Origin of the sequence: Kitasatospora sp. NPDC088264, assembly GCF_040685715.1 — a bacterium.
GTDB lineage: Bacteria > Actinomycetota > Actinomycetes > Streptomycetales > Streptomycetaceae > Kitasatospora.
The window spans coordinates 43,798-58,939 of sequence record NZ_JBFBIR010000005.1 but is presented as its reverse complement, the minus strand read 5'-3'; the positions used below and the strand labels follow the sequence as shown (position 1 = coordinate 58,939).

Here is a 15,142-nt window from a genome sequence, read left to right as displayed (position 1 = left end):
TGCCCCGGGCGCCGGGCCCGTGAGGGCCAGTATGTCGACGGTCCGGTGGAGGGCTACTCCCCTTCAACGTGCTCAAGGGTACCCGACCGCGTCCGGTGCCCAAGGCGGCCCGGTCCCCGCCCCCGTCCGGCACCCGCCCCGGCCCGGTACCCCACGCTCACCAACCCACGCTCACCAACCCACGCTCACCAGCCCGCGTTCACCAGCCCCCGGCCGACCAGCTCCAGCACCACCACGATCGCCACCGACTCCACCGCCAGCAGCCCGACCAGCACGAACAGCTGCACCGCCCCCGCCTGGACGGGCGAGGCGCCGCCGAGCAGCATGCCGACGAAGGCGCCGGGGAGGGTGACCAGGCCGACCGTCCGGGTCTGGTCGAGGGCGGGCACCAGCGAGGTCGCGGCGGCGGTGCGGCAGATCTCCAGCCGGGCGTCGCGGTCCTCGAAGCCGAGCGCCAGGGCCGCCTCCACCTCGCCGCGGCGCTGCCGCAGTTCGTCGAGGGCGCGCCGCCCGGCCAGCGAGGTGGCGGTGAGCGCGCCGCCGATCAGGATGCCCGCGACGGGGATGACGGACAGGCCCTTGGCCGGCAGCAGCCCGACGGCCAGCAGCAGGGCGAGCACCGGCAGCACGCCGGCGCCGATCGGCGCGGCCGCCCAGACCCAGCCGGGGCCGGGGGTCATCCGCCGCCCGGCGGTGCGCACCGCGACGGTGAACATCAGCAGCACGAACAGCGCCGACCACCAGAGCGAGCCGACCACCCAGCTGATCACCGCGGCGACGGCGGCCAGTTGCACCACCGCGCGCAGTCCGGCCCGCAGCACCGCGTGCCCGTGGCCGAGCAGGCCCCGGCCGGCGACCGCGACGGCGGCCAGCAGCAGGGCGGCGGTGACCACCCCGAGCATCGGGGTGACGGGCAGCAGCTGGCCGCCCGCGGCGGACAGGGTCACCGGTGTCAGATCCAGCTGGTGAACCACATCCGGTCCTGCCAGGACGTCATCGGGATCACCTCCGCCGTGTACAGCGGGTAGAAGAAGGCGAAGCAGGCGACGATGGCGAGCACGATCAGCCCGGCGCCGGCCGCGCCGATCCGGCGGCGTTCGGGGCTGCATCCGGCCGGGCCGAGGATCGCCCCGAGCATCTGCGCGACGGCCAGGCACAGGAACGGCACCAGGACGACCATGTAGAAGGAGAAGACGGTCCGCTCCTGGTATTGGAACCAGGGCAGGTAGATCCCGGCGACGGCGCACAGCACGGCGCCCGAGCGCCAGTCCCGGCGGAAGAACCAGCGCCACAGCAGGTAGACCAGGGCGAAGCAGGCCGTCCACCAGAGCAGCGGGGTGCCGAGGCCGAGGATCTGGGACGCGCAGCCGCCGGTGGCGGTGCAGCCGTGCTGCCCGTTCGGGACCTGCTCCCAGTACATGGAGACGGGGCGGCCGACGACCAGCCAGCTGAAGGGGTTGGACTGGTAGGTGTGCGGGGTGCTCAGCCCGGTGTTGAAGTCGTACATCTGCGAGTGGTAGTGCCACAGGCTGCGCAGCGGCGCGGGCACCCAGCTCATCGACACCTGCGGCAGCGGGACGCCGAGGAAGGTGTCCGGGGACAGGCCGGGGCGGCCGTCGGCCCAGTGCCGGTCGTACCCGCCCTCGCCGTTGCCGCCGCCGGCGAGCCAGCCGGCCCAGGCGCCGACGTACACCACCAGGGCGGAGCCGACCATGGCGAGGAAGGCGGGGACGGCGTCGCGGCGCAGCATCGAGCGCCAGGGGCGGCGGGCGCCGGCCCCGCGTCGGCCGGACTGGTCCCACAGGACGGTCAGCAGGCCGAAGGCGGCGAGGATCATCGCGCCGTTCCACTTGACGGCGCAGGCGGCGCCGAGGAGCACCCCGGCGGCGATCCGCCAGGGCCGCAGGCCGAGCCGGACGCGGTCGCCGTCGCCGTCGCCGTCGGTGATGCCGGCCAGCCGGGCGCGGACGTGGTCGCGGTCGATCAGGAGGCTGCCGAAGGCGGCGAGCACGAAGAACATCTGGATGCCGTCGAGCAGCCCGACCCGGCTCATCACCAGCTGGAGGCCGTCGACCGCCATCAGCAGGGCCGCCGTGCAGCCGATCAGGGTGGAGCCGAAGAGCCGGCGGCCGATCCGGGCGAGCATCAGCACGGTGACGGTGCCGAGCAGGGCGGTCATGAACCGCCAGCCGAAGGGGTGCAGGCCGAACAGCTGTTCGCCGATCGCCATCACCCATTTGCCGAGCGGCGGGTGGGCGATGAACTCGGGCGCGGAGGTGAGCGGGATGTGCTGCGGGACGGCCAGGACGTCGGCGTTGGCGTGGTCCGGCCAGCTGCCCTCGTAGCCCTGCCGCAGCAGCGACCAGGCGTCCTTGGGGTAGTACGTCTCGTCGAAGACGAAGGCGTTGGGGTAGCCGAGGTTCCAGAACCGCAGCAGGCCCGCGAAGAGCGCGACGCCGATCGGCCCGAGCCAGCCGGACCAGTCGGCCGACAGGCGGAGCAGCCGGCCCCGGGCCGGTGCCGGGGCGGCGGGGGCCGGGGCCTGGGCCGCCGGGGGGTGCGTGAGCGCCGCTTGCGTCATTGCCTCGCCGATTCGCCTGTCTCCTGTGCCGGCCGGGTCTCCTGTACCGACCGGGCCGGGCGGCCAACAGCCACTGACACTATGTGGCGGTGGTCGCGAAGCCAAGCGCGACGGGCGCCGACCAGGTGACCCGGTCGGCGCCCGTCGACACGCCTGTTCGATCGGCGGTCACGCCGCCGTCTGCAACCCCCGTCGGCGGTCACGCAGCCGCCCACAGCCCCCCGTCGGCGGTCACGCCGCCGTCTGCAACTCCCGGACGACCGTGGTGCGGACCACGGCCGGGGCCGCGTTGTCCTGCTCCGGCGTGAGGTACGGGCGCAGCCGCAGCGCCAGGACGACGACCAGCAGCGTGGAGCCCGCCATGGCCGCGAGGTAGAGCGGCCAGGTGCCGGAGCCGACCAGCAGCACGCCGACGGCCGGGCCGACCGCGATGGCGATCTGCTTCACCAGGGCGTACCCGGAGTTGTAGGTGCCGAGCAGCCGGGCCGGGGCGAGGTCGGCGACGATCGGGCCCATGGTGGGCGCGAGCAGCGACTCGCCGACGCCGAACAGGGCGTAGATCGAGACGATCGCGACCGTGGCGGCCATGGTCTCGGTCCGGATCAGGCCGGCCACCAGGGCCATCGCCCAGGCGCCGAGCCAGACCACGCCGGCCGCGGCCATCGCGGTGGTGCGGCGGCGGCGCGCGGTGATCCGCACCATGAACATCTGCAGGACGACGATGGTCAGCGCGTTGGCGCCGATCGCGAAGCCCAGGGTGGAGGGCGCGGTGCCGACGGTGTCGGTGGCGAAGGCAGCGACGCCGGACTCGAACTGGCCGTAGCAGGTGAAGAAGATCAGCCCGGCGAGCACGCAGAGCCGCAGCATCGCCTTGTCGGCGACCAGCGCGCGCAGGCCGGTCGGGCCGTCGCTCTTCTCCTGGAGCGGGATCAGCGGGTTGGCCGGCATCCGGGCGGTGCCGGTGACCAGGGCCAGGCCGAGGAAGGTCGCCGCCTCGATGGTGAACAGCCGGGTGAGGCTGGCCGGGTCGGCGACGTTCACGATCTGGCCGCCGACCAGGGCGCCGATGCCCATGCCCAGGTTGACCAGGGTGAACTGGAGCGCGAAGGCGTGCGAGCGGGTCGCGGCCGTCGAGCAGCGGACGATCATCGTGGCGAGCGCCGGCTGGCAGGTGGTGACACCCGCGCCGAACAGGAAGGAGGAGACCAGCAGGGCCGGGGTGCCGGTGGCGTGGCCGAAGGCGAACGCGCCGGTGGCGGCGAGCGCCGTACCGGCCAGCAGGACCGGACGGGGGCCGTACCTGTCGATGCCGCGACCGGTGAACGGCAGGACGGCGAGCGCCGCCAGCGCGAAGACGGTGAACACCATCCCGGCCGCCAGCGAACCCAGCCCGCGCACCTGGTCCACGTACACGAACATGTACGGCATCGTGAAGCCGCTGCCGAACGCGCTGAGCGCGTTGCCGATCTGGACGCGGCGCAGCGGGCCGCCCGCCCCGCGTCGCTGCCGCCCCTGCTGCTTCACCGTGCCGGTCACCGTGCACATCCCTTCCTGGATTCAACTGGATACTCTTAAGTCCAGAAGATTTCAGAGCTAAAGTTTGACAAGATAAATTCTTAGCACTGGAAGAGTGTGGAGTCAAAGGCTTAAGAGATGCACGCCCCCGTGCGACACTGGTCCGCATGACTACGGACAAGCCCCCGCCGGCCACCGCCAGGGAGCTCGGCATCACCGAGCAGGTGGCCGTCTACCAGCGGGAATTCCCCACCGTCGACCCCCAGGTGGAGACCATCGTGCAGACCCTGTCCCGGGTCGCCCGGCGGATGGGCGTGGCCTACGACCGGCAGCTGACTGTGCTGGGAATCACGGCCGCCGAGTGGGAGGTGCTCAAGGCACTGGTGGTCTCCGGCAGCCCGTACCAGCTCGGACCGGGCGAGCTGGCCAAGCGGCTCGGGCTCACCCCGGCCGCGATGACGCACCGGATCGACCGGATGGTGACCGAGGACCTCGTCACCCGGGAGCGCGACGAGACCAACCGGGTCCGGGTGATCATCGAGCTGACCGAGAACGGCCGCGACAAGTGGCTGGAGTCGATGCGGATGGCGGCGGTGTTCGAGGAGGAGCTGCTCCAGGACGTCACGGGCGAGGAGCGGGCCGTGCTGTCCGCGATGCTGGCGCGGATGCTGCGGCGGATCGAGGAGAGCCAGCCGGACGCGCTCGGGCGCACCGCCGACCTGGCCTGAGCCGCGCGCCCGGGTCGCGCCCCCGGGTCGCGCCCCCGAAACGCAACGAGTCCGGCCCGCCGGGGGTGCTCCCCCGGCGGGCCGGACCGCTTGGTTCAGGTGCTGCGAGGGTCCGTCAGGCCCTCAGTCCGTGCCGCCCGAGGGGTCAGCAGGCGCCGTTGTCGGTCCAGACGCCCCACTGGCCGCTCTGGCTCGGGTCATCGCCCTTGGTCCACCACTTGTTGGTGTAGTAGTGGCCCTTCCACGAGACCTTGGTGCCGCCGGCCGCGTAGGTGGTGTTGGCGTCCCAGCTCGGGGCGGCCGGGCAGCCGGCCGGCGAGGTCGGGGTGCCGGTGGGGGTACCGGTCGGGGTACCCGTGGGGGTGCCGGTCGGCGTGCCCGTGGGCGTGCCGGTTGGGGTCTGGGTCGGGGTCGCCGTGCTGCTCGGGGTGCCGGTCGGCGGGGCCGGGCAACCGGCGGCGGAGCCGTTGGTGGCGTTCACCATCGTGTCGAACAGGCCGGTCTTGGTGCCCAGGTCGTACAGCGAGAAGGCGAAGGAGCCGCCGAGGCCGTTGCAGTGCGCGTAGTCGAGCTTGGCCTGGATCGACCGGGTGTCCTCACCGCTCCAGAAGGTGTTGCCGTCGTAGAAGTACGTGGCCTTGGCGTCGTCGTCCCAGAAGGTCCTGGACGGGTTGTCGACGAAGCCCGCGAGCTCCTTGTACATCTGGATGCCGGGGACGTTGCCGGACATCGCCGCGCCGGTCGCCGGGCTGGCGGCGGGCTGGAACAGGCCGTTCTTGCCGTTGTTCTGGACGCCGGTCCAGCCGCGGTAGTAGAACGGCACACCCATGTTGATCTTGTTGGCGGGGAAGCCGCCGGGGATCCCGTAGTCCGCGTCGCCGACCGTCCACGCCTTGATGGCGTTGTCGATCGAGTACTTGCCGTGGCCCGGCTTGACCGGGGTCGACGGGTCGTTCGGGCCCGCGTAGAGCGCGGCCTGGTGGTTGGTCGGCCCCTGGGCGTCCCAGCCGCCGTGCATGTCGTAGGTCATGACGTCGAGGAAGGTGAGGTACTGACCGATCTTGTCGGTCTCGACGTTCATGATCTTGTCCTGGCCGGCGCCGACCGCCGCCGACAGGGCGTAGGTCTTGTTGTCGGCCTTGCCCTGGGCGTCCAGCTGGGTGCGGAACTCCTTCAGCAGCGCCGTGAAGTTCTGCTTGTCGGCCGGGCTGGAGATGTTGCCGGTGTGGCCGCCGCCGCCCGGGTACTCCCAGTCGATGTCGATGCCGTCGAAGATGCCGGCGCCGGAGCCCGGGCCGCCGTAGCCGGCGTCGCTCGGGAGGTTGCCCTTGATGAACATGTCGAGGCAGGACGAGACCAGGTGCTTGCGCGAGGCGTCCGTGGCGGAGGCCGGCGAGAAGTACTTGGAGTAGGTCCAACCGCCGATCGAGAGCAGGATCTTGAGGTTGGGGTTCTTCGCCTTCAGCTTCTTCAGCTGGTTGAAGTTGCCCGCGATCGGCTGGTTCCAGACGTCGCCGACGCCGTCGACCGAGATGTCCGCGCCGAAGCTCTTCTGGTAGTCGGCGAACGCGTCGGCCGCGCCGTCACCCGCGTTGGGGTTGTTGTCGTTCGTGTCGGCGGCCTTGGTCGCCTCGAAACAGCCCAGGTCGGTCGGGTGGATGTTCGCGAAGTCGTAGATCAGGTAGTCGAGCTTCCCGGCCACGCCGGTGTCCTGGATCGTCTTCGGGTAGTACGCGTTGGCGTAGACCGACCACTGGTCGTAGTAGGCGACCTTGATGCCGCCGCTGGTGGCGGCCGCGCCGGTGGTGTTGGTGGTCGCGGCGTTGGCCGCGGCGCCGCCGGTCAGCGCGAGGCCCGCGCCGAGCAGCACGGAGGCGGCGGTGCCGGCCGCGACGGCGGCCAGGCTCTTCGGGCGGCGTCGACGGCCGCCCGTCGGAGCCGGGGTCCCGGCCCTTTCAATGCGTGAACGCAGCATGGGTGCGTGACTCCTGGTTGTGGGGGTTTTCCGTCGTCCCGTGGGGGTGCGCCCGAGGTGGGGTCGGGCGACCGGGACATGACAGCTCAGTGCGGGGAATCGTGCGGGGAATCGAGCGGGATCAGCGGGATCGGGCCTGGACGGACACCGGGATGTGCCGAACCGGCGCCCGCGGCACGAGGCCGTTGACGCCGGTTCAGGGGCTCCCTGCACCTGGGCAATAAAAATGGACTAGACCAACTCCCCCGTCAAGGGGTCCCGTTGGGCCTTGAGCCGCGCTTAAGGTTCGGCCCCCGCCCGGCACCCGCGCTGACCTGCGAGCCAGCAGCGGGAAGTCAGTGGGGGAAGTCAGTGGCGGGGAAGTCAGTAGCGCAGCGCGTTCGCCACCACGGCCTTCAGGCTGCCCGAGAGGTCCCGGTTGCTGCGCGCGGTGGCCTGGGCGCTCCGGCCGGCCGCCACGTCCTGGACCGTCACCGCGGTCGCGTCCTGCACCGTGCCGGAGTCGTCGGTGAAGTCGACCTGGATCACGTACCGGTACGACTGCTGCCCGTGGTTGGTGACGGTCAGCTCCACCTGCGCCCTGCCGTCCGAGCCGGTGCTCACCGCCCCGACGGCCACGTCCCCCTTGGCGTCCAGCCCGCCCTTGATCCCGGAGACCGCCGAGGAGGCCGCCGACACCGCCGCCGAGGCCCGCGCCTCCGCCGAGGCGATCACCGCCCCCGCCCCGCCCGCCACCGAGGCCAGCGCCGAGGCGGCGGAGGCCGCGGCCGAGGCGCCCCGCTCGATCGCGGCGGAGGCCGAGGTGGCCACGCTGCTCGCGCTCTTTCCGGAGGAGCAGCCCGCCAGCGCCGCCGCGGCGACCATGGTGGCGGCCAACACCCCGGCCACCGCCCGGCGTTGGCGGCGCACCGGCGCGTCCAGCTGCCGCGCGGTGATCCGCGGCCTCGAACCGATCCGGGTGAGCGGCTGGCGGTCCATGCGGTCCAGGCGGTCCATGCGGTCCCTCGTTTCTGCCCCGGCGCCGGGCTGCCCGGCACGCCTTCCCGACCACCCTCCGAGGGCCGCCCGGGGGCCGCCAGCAGGACTGGTGCCTCCGGGTGACCGGGGCGAGCAGGCCGGCGAGGGCCGCCCGGGGGCCGCCGGCGCGTCAGGACAGCCCCGAGCCCTCCTGCTCGTCCGCCTCCATCGCGGCCCGCTCCTCGCGCAGCCGCACCACGTGCCGGCGCCGCGCCACCACGCCGTACGCCCCGGCGACGGACCCCGCGAAGGCCACCAGGCCCATCCACGGCTGGTCGAGGACGTGACAGGTCAGGTGGTCCAGCGAGTACCGCCCCGGACCGGCCAGGCCGAGCGCCAGCCCGGCCGCGCCGAGGAAGGCCGGGTACTCGTAGCCGCCGGAGGTCGCGAAGAAGCCCCCGGGGGCGTGCACCGCCACCGCGCCGGCCATCGTCCCGGCCACCACCGCGCCGGCCGCGCCGGTGGCCAGCCCGGCGACCAGCAGCACGCCGCCGCCCGCCTCACCGGCGCCCGCCGCGATGGCGCTCTGCCGGCCCGGGTGGAAGCCCATGTGCTCCATCGCCTGGGCGGTGCCCTCCAGGCCTCCGCCGCCGAACCAGCCGAACAGCTTCTGGGTGCCGTGCGCGATCAGCACCCCGCCGACCGCGCCGCGCAGGGCCAGCAGGCCCAGGTCCTTACGGTTCAGACACATGTCGCATCCTCGTTCCCGGGGAGGTGATCCGACTTCCATGGGAGCCGAGAGCGCGCACCCGTTCGAGCCAGGACGGCCATCCGGGCGAATTCGTCGGCGACCGGGAATGAACCGCTCCCCGGCGAGATTCACGCCACGCCCGACCGCGGGGCGTGGCGTGGCGGAGCGGCCGCACCGGCCACCGCGGTCATGCTTGGCGCATGTTCGTCTTCAATCTGAGCAGCGCCTTCATCACCTTCTTCGCCGTGGTCGGCCCGCCCAAGGTCCTGCTGGCCTTCGCCCGGCTGGCCTCCACCCGGAGCACCCGGGAACTGCGACGGCTGGCGGCGTGGAGCACGATCATCTCGGCGGTGATCGGCCTGGTGCTCGGCTTCACCGCGGACGAGGTCACCACGCTCTTCCACATCAGCGACCAGTCGCTGCAGCTCGCGGGCGGGACGATCTTCTTCATCTACGCGGTCGCGCTGGTCTTCGGCGTCCACCTCGGCGGCGAGAACGAGGACGACGACCACCTGCCGAACCCGATGGTGGACGGCATCCGCGAACTGCTGCTGCCGTACATCGCCAGCCCGCTCGCGGTCACCGCCGTGCTGGTCGCCTCGCTCGCCCGCAACGACTGGAGCTGGAAGGCCACCATCGGCGGGGCCTACCTCGCGGTCGTGGTGATCAACTACGTCTGCGTGGCTCTGCTGGCGCCGCTGATGCAGCGCACCCACCGCACCTCGTTGGAGGTGCTCTCCCGGCTGCTCGGGCTGCTGCTGGCGGCGGTCGGCGTGGAGCTGTTCCTGACCGGCCTGGCCGGGCTCGGGGTCCACCTGCCCGAAGGGCACTGAGCCCGGCCGCCGCCCGTCAGACCGCCACCCGTCAGGCCGCGGCCGCCGCCAGCCGGGCCAGCACCTCGCCGATCCGCTCCCGCACCAGCGGATCGGCGACCAGCCCGTCCGGGCCGACCGCCCCGCGGTCCAGCGGGATGCGGACGCAGGCCCCGTCCACCACCGCCGCGCCGGTGTAACCGAGGACGGTGCGCAGGGTGGCCTCGGCGCCCTGGCCCCGGCCCGGGCCCGCCGCGTTGATCCAGCCGGCGGGTTTGTCCGCGATCTCCGTCCCGCCGACCGTCCAGTCCAGCAGGTTCTTGAAGGAGCCGGGCAGCGTCCCGGCGTACTCGGGGGTGCAGACCAGCAGCGCGTCGGCGGCCCTGACGGCGGCGCGCAGGGCGGCCACCGGCCCGGGCAGCGGGTCGGTGTCGTGGTCCGGGTTGAAGTGCGGCAGGCCGGCCAGCCCCGCGTAGTAGGTGGCCCGCAGGCCCGGGGTGGCGGCGGCCACGGCGGCGGCGGTGCGCAGCACCGTCTCGTTGGCGGAACCGGCCCGCAGGCTCCCGGGCAGCAGCAGGATGTGGCGCTCGTTCGGCATGCCGAGGAACCTACCGTTCCGGCCCCGGGCCGCACTGCGGTCGCGACGGCGCCATCGCGCTGTGGCGCTGTGGCGCTGTGGCGCTGTGGCGCTGTGGCGCTACGGCTCCTACGCCCCGGCGGGCGCGACCACCGGCCGCCAGGGCACCGGGCTGGAGAGGATCATCGAGCTGGACGGCTGGCCGTAGCCGCCGAGCCGGTCGCACAGGGCCTCGAAATCGGCCATCGTGGGCACCGCGACCAGCAGCGCGCAGCAGGCCCCTCCGGTGACCCGGTGCAACTGGAGCACCTCCGGCCAGGCAGCCACCTGGGGGTCGCGCAGCACGCAGCGCGGGCCGTAGCACTGGATCTGGACCAGCGCGGTGATCGGCAGTCCGGCCCGGCTGAGGTCCACGTGGGCGTGGTACCCGGTGATCACGCCGTCGGACTCCAGTCGGCGGACCCGTTCGGCCACCGCGGGTGCGGACAGGCTCACCCGGCGGGAGAGTTCGTTGTAGGAGAGCCTGGCGTCGGTCTGCAACTCGGCCAGCAGGCGGCGGTCGACGGCGTCCATGGCGGCTCCCGGAGTGACTGGAACGGGTGGTTTCGCGATCGTAAAGCGAATCGGCCGAACGCCTCGCGAACAACAGCCCGGATCGCGGTTGCGGTGTCCGTCGACCATTCAACCGGGGGGTCGCACCGCCGCACAATGGGCACCCCGGTGGAACCAGGCCATCCGTCTGGTCGCCGGTCCGGGCGACGGGCCCGGGTGGATCAGGAGGAATCGGGATGGGGCACGACACGGTGGAGACGCCCAGCCTGTCGTTCGGTCGGCGCGGGGAGCCGGATCGGGGCACCCCGTACGCCCGCTACGTGTGCCTGGACGAGCTGCACAGCCTGCAGCACCCGCGCAGCAAGGTGCCGGCCGAGCTGTCGTTCATCGTCACCACGCAGGTGATGGAGCTGCTGTTCGACCTGTTGCGGCACGAGTGGACGCTCGCCCAGCGCGCGCTGCGCGAGGACGACCTGCCCGCCGCACTGGCCGCGCTGCGGCGCGGCACCCACGTGCAGGACGTGCTGGTGGAGTCCTGGGACCTGCTGGCCACCATGACGCCGCAGGAGTTCAACGGCTTCCGCGCGGCGTTCGGCCAGGCCTCCGGCTTCCAGTCCGCGGCCTTCCTGCACCTGGAGTTCCTGCTCGGCAACAAGAACGCCGCACTGCTCACGATGTACGACGGGATGCCGCGGACGCAGGCCGAGCTGACCGAGGCGCTGCGCTCCCCCGGCCTGTACGACGACGCGCTGGCCCTGCTGGCACGGCGCGGCCTGCCGCTGCGCCCGGAGCCCTCCGAGGAGCGCTACCGCGCCAGCGACGAGGTCGCCGCGGCCTGGCGCCTGGTCTACACCGACCCGGAGCACGCCGGACTGCGGCCGCTCGCCGAGGCGCTGCTGGACGTCGCCGAGCGGGTCACCCGCTGGCGCCAGCGCCACCTGTCCGCGGTCAAGCGGACCATGGGCGGCAAGCCCGGCTCGGGCGGCTCCAGCGGGCTGAGCTGGCTGCGCAGGTCCGCCGAGCAGGACGTGTTCCCGGAGCTGTGGACGATCCGGGACGAGCTGTGAACGAGGGGATGGGCATGGTCACGCGCGAGGAGTGCGCGGCGCTGGACGCCGTCGACCCGCTGGCGGCGTTCCGCAAGGAGTTCGCCCTGCCGGACGGGGTGGTCTACCTGGACGGGAACTCGCTCGGCGCGCTGCCGGTGCGCACCGCGGAGCGGGTGCGGCAGGTGGTCGAGGAGGAGTGGGGCCGGGAGCTGATCCGCAGCTGGAACGACGCGGGCTGGTTCGAGCAGCCCTACCGGCTGGGGCGGCGGATCGCCCCGCTGGTCGGGGCCGGGCCGGAGGAGGTGGTGGTCTGCGACACCACCTCGGTGAACCTGTTCAAGGTGCTCGTCGCCGCGCTGCGGCTGCGCCCCGGGCGGCGCACGGTGCTGGGCGACGGCGAGGCGTTCCCGACCGACCTGTACATCGCCGAGGGCGCCACCGGCCTGGTCGAGGGCGCGCGCAGCGTGCTGGTCCGGCCCGAGGAGCTGGACCGGCACCTGGACGGCGACGTCGCCGCGGTCGTCCTCTCGCACGTGGACTACCGCACCGGCGAGCTGCTGGACCTGCCCGGGATCACCGCCCGGGTGCAGGCCGCGGGCGCGCTGATGATCTGGGACGTCTGCCACTCGGTGGGCGCGCTGCCGGTCGGACTCGGCGCCGCGGGAGCGGACTTCGCGGTCGGCTGCACCTACAAGTACCTGAACGGCGGCCCCGGCTCGCCGGCCTTCCTGTACGTCGCCGAGCGGCACCTCGCGGCCGGCCCGCGGCAGCCGCTGAGCGGCTGGTTCGGGCACGCCCGCCCGTTCGCCTTCGAGCCCGGGTACGACCCCAAGCCGGGCATCGGGCGCTTCCTGACCAGTTCGCCGTCGCTGCTCGGGCAGGCCGCGCTGGGCGCGAGCCTGGACGTCTGGGAGCGCGCCGACCCGGCCGCCGTCCGGGCGAAGAGCCTGGCCCTGACCGACCTGTTCATCGGACTGGTCGAGGGGTTGGACGGGATCGAGGTGGTGACCCCGCGCGAGCACGCCCGGCGGGGCAGCCAGGTCGCGCTGCGGCACGCCGACGGCTATCCGGTGGTGCAGGCGCTGATCGCGCGCGGCGTGATCGGGGACTTCCGCGCGCCCGACCTCATGCGGTTCGGCTTCACCCCGCTGTACCTCTCGTACACCGACGCCTGGGACGCGGCCCGGGAGCTGGCCGAGGTGCTGGCCGGCGGGGAGTGGCGGGAGGAGCGGTTCTCCCTCCGGGGCGAGGTGACCTGAGGCCCGGCGCCGCGCCGCGGCCCGCCATGGAACAGTGACGCACGTCATGCCCAGGTAAAGTTCGACCCTCATCACCCTTGGGAAACCTCCTGATTGACTCACCGTCAGCCACAAGGGGAGGTTTGCGTGAACATCGAACTCGGACCGCTTTCGCCCGAACCCTTCATGCTGGCCCTGGGGTTGACCCTGTTCTTCCTGATCACGTGGACGCTGGGCCACCGCATCCTCCCCCGCGTCGAGCGGATTCAGGCCGAGCGGTGGGACGCGACCGAGGGCCGCGCCGAACGCGCCGAAGCCATCCGCGCCGAAGCCGAGGCCGCCCACGACGCCGGCCGGCAGGAACTGGCTCAGGCCCGGCACGAGGCGGCCCGGATCCGACAGGAGTACGCCGAGCAGGGCGCGGCGGCCGTCGCCGCGGCCCGCGCGGAGGGCATCCGCGACCGGGACCGGCTGGTCACCGCCACCCACGCGCGGATCGCCGCCGACCGGGCCGAAGCCGCCGAACAACTCCGGCAGGACGTAGGAGAGTTGGCCGTGACGCTGGCCGGCCGGGTGGTCGGTGAACCGGTGCACGCCGTCGCCGCCGGCCGCCGCACGGTGGACCGCTTCTTCCGCTCCCGCTGAGCCGCCGTCGGCCCCTCGCCCGTGCTGGGCGAGGGGCCGACGCATGCCTGCGGCGGGCCGTCGACACGGCCCAGGCCGCCCGGTCGGGGTCGACACGGGCGGCCTGGGCCGTTGTTGCTGCTCGGGCGTCCTTGCGCTGGGCAGGCCCTAGCTGTGGCGACCGCGACGGCGGGCGGCCAGGACGGCGAGACCGCCGAGGCCGAGCAGGCCGACGCCGGCCAGGCCGAAGACCACCGGGGCGTTGCCCGCGCCGGTGGAGGGCAGCTCACCACCGCCACCGGGGTGGTGACTGGTCGGGTGCTCGGACGGGTGGTGGCTGGTCGGGGCAGGACCCGAGCTGGACGGACTGGCCGAGGGCGAGGAGGACGGTGACGACGACGGCGAGGAAGAGGGCGACGACGACGGCGAGGAGGACGGGGAGGAAGAGGGCGAGGAGGACGGTGACGACGACGGCGAAGAGGAGGGCGACGACGACGGCGAGGAGGACGGGGAGGAAGAGGGCGAGGTGGACGGCGACGGGCTCGGCGTCGTCTGGCAGTCCGGCAGGTCCCCGTCGAACGGGTAGCTGTGGATCTCGTAACCGCCGGTGCCGGTGTGGATCAGGTTGCCCGCGAGGTACACCCGGCCGTTCATCCCGGGCTGGGCGATGGTCGTGGTGCCGCCCGGGTTGCCAGCCAGGACCGAGCCCTGGAACTGGGCGCTGCCGAGGATCTGCGCCGAGGTCGCGGTCGGGAAGTTGTACATCAGCTTCGACCGCATGTCGGTGGTCTGGTCCCCGGCCAGGCCGGTGCCCGTGTAGGTGTTGATGATCGGGCTGTCCCCGAGCATGTTCACCACGACGGTGGCCCCGGCCGGGATGTTGTTGAAGACCAGTCCGATCTGCCCGCCGCTCGGCGAGGCGAGGTTCTGGGTGACGTTGAAGACCTGCTTCAGGCTGGTCCCGTCACCGGTGAGGGTCGCCTGGCTGGAGGAGATGTCGACGGTGCCGGTCGCGGCGGCCTTGCCGACGCAGTCGGAGATCTCCTCGATCTGGGTGAGCACCGTCTGGTACGGGGCGGCGGCGTTCGGGTCCTGGATCGACTGGCCGGTGGGGTCGATGCTGACGGTGCCGGTGACGCTGCCCGCGTGGCGCAGGTTGCCGAAGGCCGGGCCGTGGGAGTCGCTCCCGCCGATCAGGATCGAGTTGCCGGTCACGACGTCGACGTTGCCGCCGGTGGTGACGAAGTCGCTGCCGTTGGGCGGCACGACGCGCGAGCCGACGCCGACGACGCCCATGTTGTAGATGCCGCCGCCGTTCTTCTCGACGGTCAGGTTCCCCAGCGCGACGATCTTGCCCTCGGCCTCCGCGGCGCGACCGGTCACGGTGTAGTCGCCGCCGGTGAAGACGTTGATGCTGGCGTCCCGGCCGGGGAAGTCGCCGTTGTTCGGCGGCGGCCAGGTGGCGGGGCAGTCGGGGCCCGTGCAGGCGCCCAGCGGCGGGGCGAGCGGCGCGGCCGAACCGACCGTCAGCACGGCCGCCAGCGGCAGCGCCGCGACGACGGTCGCCACGGCGACCCGGACGGTCCGACGCCTGCGGGTGGCGGGTTCTCTTCTCACGGCGGTCGTTCTGTGATCCGGCGTACCGGTGCCCTGACCCATCGACACATTCCTCCGCGCATAGGAAAAGGAGCAGGTGCGCACAACCTGCCCCGTTCGTACTATCTGCTGGCGATCCCGCAGATCCGGGACATCCAACATCAAATCGGGCGATTCCTACCCTACA

The 15,142-nt window shown here is 72.8% G+C and carries 14 protein-coding genes; 5 read left to right on the top strand and 9 right to left on the bottom strand.

The features are described 5' to 3' along the window. Nucleotides 1-185: 185 nt before the first annotated feature. From AB0O82_RS06405 to AB0O82_RS06395, 3 genes are all read right to left on the bottom strand, one after another. Nucleotides 186-902, bottom strand: a complete 717-nt coding sequence (locus tag AB0O82_RS06405) for an ABC transporter permease (protein WP_363580974.1) — start codon at nucleotides 900-902, stop codon at nucleotides 186-188. Nucleotides 903-952: 50 nt separating this feature from the next. Next, on the bottom strand, nucleotides 953-2,581 hold the full coding sequence (locus tag AB0O82_RS06400) for a phospholipid carrier-dependent glycosyltransferase (RefSeq protein ID WP_363580766.1): 1,629 nt from the start codon (nucleotides 2,579-2,581) through the stop codon (nucleotides 953-955). A 231-nt stretch (nucleotides 2,582-2,812) separates the two neighbouring features. Next, complete coding sequence (locus AB0O82_RS06395) at nucleotides 2,813-4,117, bottom strand: MFS transporter (protein WP_363580764.1); 1,305 nt, start codon at nucleotides 4,115-4,117, stop codon at nucleotides 2,813-2,815. 146 nt (nucleotides 4,118-4,263) lie between these two features. Between AB0O82_RS06395 and AB0O82_RS06390 the strand changes: the two genes are divergently transcribed. Continuing rightward, nucleotides 4,264-4,824 carry a MarR family transcriptional regulator gene (locus AB0O82_RS06390; RefSeq protein ID WP_363580762.1) on the top strand — a complete coding sequence of 187 codons (561 nt, stop codon included), beginning with the start codon at nucleotides 4,264-4,266 and terminating at the stop codon, nucleotides 4,822-4,824. 145 nt (nucleotides 4,825-4,969) lie between these two features. Here AB0O82_RS06390 and AB0O82_RS06385 read toward each other — a convergent pair whose 3' ends face one another. The 3 genes from AB0O82_RS06385 to AB0O82_RS06375 all read right to left on the bottom strand — a co-directional run bounded on the left by AB0O82_RS06385 (nucleotide 4,970) and on the right by AB0O82_RS06375 (nucleotide 8,507). Further along, entirely contained in the window at nucleotides 4,970-6,799 is a 1,830-nt protein-coding gene (locus AB0O82_RS06385; protein ID WP_363580760.1) for a glycosyl hydrolase family 18 protein, read from the bottom strand. A gap of 363 nt (nucleotides 6,800-7,162) precedes the next feature. Beyond that, on the bottom strand, nucleotides 7,163-7,795 hold the full coding sequence (locus tag AB0O82_RS06380; protein ID WP_363580758.1) for a hypothetical protein: 633 nt from the start codon (nucleotides 7,793-7,795) through the stop codon (nucleotides 7,163-7,165). A 151-nt stretch (nucleotides 7,796-7,946) separates the two neighbouring features. Further along, the gene (locus AB0O82_RS06375; RefSeq protein ID WP_363580756.1) at nucleotides 7,947-8,507 is read right to left on the bottom strand and encodes a DoxX family membrane protein; all 561 of its coding nucleotides are present in this window, start codon (nucleotides 8,505-8,507) and stop codon (nucleotides 7,947-7,949) included. 200 nt (nucleotides 8,508-8,707) lie between these two features. On the opposite strand from AB0O82_RS06375, the gene AB0O82_RS06370 reads away from it, so the two are divergent. Continuing rightward, nucleotides 8,708-9,340 carry a MarC family protein gene (locus AB0O82_RS06370; RefSeq protein ID WP_363580754.1) on the top strand — a complete coding sequence of 211 codons (633 nt, stop codon included), beginning with the start codon at nucleotides 8,708-8,710 and terminating at the stop codon, nucleotides 9,338-9,340. Nucleotides 9,341-9,371: 31 nt separating this feature from the next. Here the strand turns inward: AB0O82_RS06370 and AB0O82_RS06365 are convergent, their stop codons facing one another. Beyond that, nucleotides 9,372-9,917, bottom strand: coding sequence for an NAD(P)H-dependent oxidoreductase (locus AB0O82_RS06365; RefSeq protein WP_363580752.1), 546 nt, complete (start codon nucleotides 9,915-9,917; stop codon nucleotides 9,372-9,374). Nucleotides 9,918-10,025: 108 nt separating this feature from the next. Then, nucleotides 10,026-10,469 (bottom strand): Lrp/AsnC family transcriptional regulator, encoded by a 444-nt coding sequence (locus AB0O82_RS06360; protein WP_063347413.1) that lies wholly within the window; start codon nucleotides 10,467-10,469, stop codon nucleotides 10,026-10,028. A 215-nt stretch (nucleotides 10,470-10,684) separates the two neighbouring features. On the opposite strand from AB0O82_RS06360, the gene AB0O82_RS06355 reads away from it, so the two are divergent. The 3 genes from AB0O82_RS06355 to AB0O82_RS06345 all read left to right on the top strand — a co-directional run bounded on the left by AB0O82_RS06355 (nucleotide 10,685) and on the right by AB0O82_RS06345 (nucleotide 13,380). Continuing rightward, nucleotides 10,685-11,515: a tryptophan 2,3-dioxygenase family protein gene (locus AB0O82_RS06355; protein ID WP_363580750.1), complete on the top strand. Its 831-nt coding sequence runs from the start codon at nucleotides 10,685-10,687 to the stop codon at nucleotides 11,513-11,515. A 14-nt stretch (nucleotides 11,516-11,529) separates the two neighbouring features. Beyond that, a complete protein-coding gene (gene kynU, locus AB0O82_RS06350) occupies nucleotides 11,530-12,756 on the top strand; it encodes a kynureninase (protein WP_363580748.1) in 1,227 nt (408 codons plus the stop codon). 126 nt (nucleotides 12,757-12,882) lie between these two features. Next, nucleotides 12,883-13,380, top strand: a complete 498-nt coding sequence (locus AB0O82_RS06345) for a hypothetical protein (protein WP_363580746.1) — start codon at nucleotides 12,883-12,885, stop codon at nucleotides 13,378-13,380. A gap of 147 nt (nucleotides 13,381-13,527) precedes the next feature. On the opposite strand, the gene AB0O82_RS06340 is transcribed toward AB0O82_RS06345, so the two are convergent. Beyond that, nucleotides 13,528-14,976 (bottom strand): choice-of-anchor A family protein, encoded by a 1,449-nt coding sequence (locus tag AB0O82_RS06340; protein WP_363580744.1) that lies wholly within the window; start codon nucleotides 14,974-14,976, stop codon nucleotides 13,528-13,530. Between the last annotated feature and the right edge of the window lie 166 nt (nucleotides 14,977-15,142).

What these genes read in the sequence shown, in the direction of transcription:
- AB0O82_RS06405 (WP_363580974.1), bottom strand. Translation starts at nt 902, where the DNA reads ATGCTCGGGGTGGTCACCGCCGCCCTGCTGCTGGCCGCCGTCGCGGTC.
- AB0O82_RS06400 (WP_363580766.1), bottom strand. Translation starts at nt 2,581, where the DNA reads ATGACGCAAGCGGCGCTCACGCACCCCCCGGCGGCCCAGGCCCCGGCC.
- AB0O82_RS06390 (WP_363580762.1), top strand. Translation starts at nt 4,264, where the DNA reads ATGACTACGGACAAGCCCCCGCCGGCCACCGCCAGGGAGCTCGGCATC.
- AB0O82_RS06385 (WP_363580760.1), bottom strand. Translation starts at nt 6,799, where the DNA reads ATGCTGCGTTCACGCATTGAAAGGGCCGGGACCCCGGCTCCGACGGGC.
- AB0O82_RS06380 (WP_363580758.1), bottom strand. Translation starts at nt 7,795, where the DNA reads ATGGACCGCCTGGACCGCATGGACCGCCAGCCGCTCACCCGGATCGGT.
- AB0O82_RS06375 (WP_363580756.1), bottom strand. Translation starts at nt 8,507, where the DNA reads ATGTGTCTGAACCGTAAGGACCTGGGCCTGCTGGCCCTGCGCGGCGCG.
- AB0O82_RS06370 (WP_363580754.1), top strand. Translation starts at nt 8,708, where the DNA reads ATGTTCGTCTTCAATCTGAGCAGCGCCTTCATCACCTTCTTCGCCGTG.
- AB0O82_RS06365 (WP_363580752.1), bottom strand. Translation starts at nt 9,917, where the DNA reads ATGCCGAACGAGCGCCACATCCTGCTGCTGCCCGGGAGCCTGCGGGCC.
- AB0O82_RS06360 (WP_063347413.1), bottom strand. Translation starts at nt 10,469, where the DNA reads ATGGACGCCGTCGACCGCCGCCTGCTGGCCGAGTTGCAGACCGACGCC.
- AB0O82_RS06355 (WP_363580750.1), top strand. Translation starts at nt 10,685, where the DNA reads ATGGGGCACGACACGGTGGAGACGCCCAGCCTGTCGTTCGGTCGGCGC.
- kynU (WP_363580748.1), top strand. Translation starts at nt 11,530, where the DNA reads ATGGTCACGCGCGAGGAGTGCGCGGCGCTGGACGCCGTCGACCCGCTG.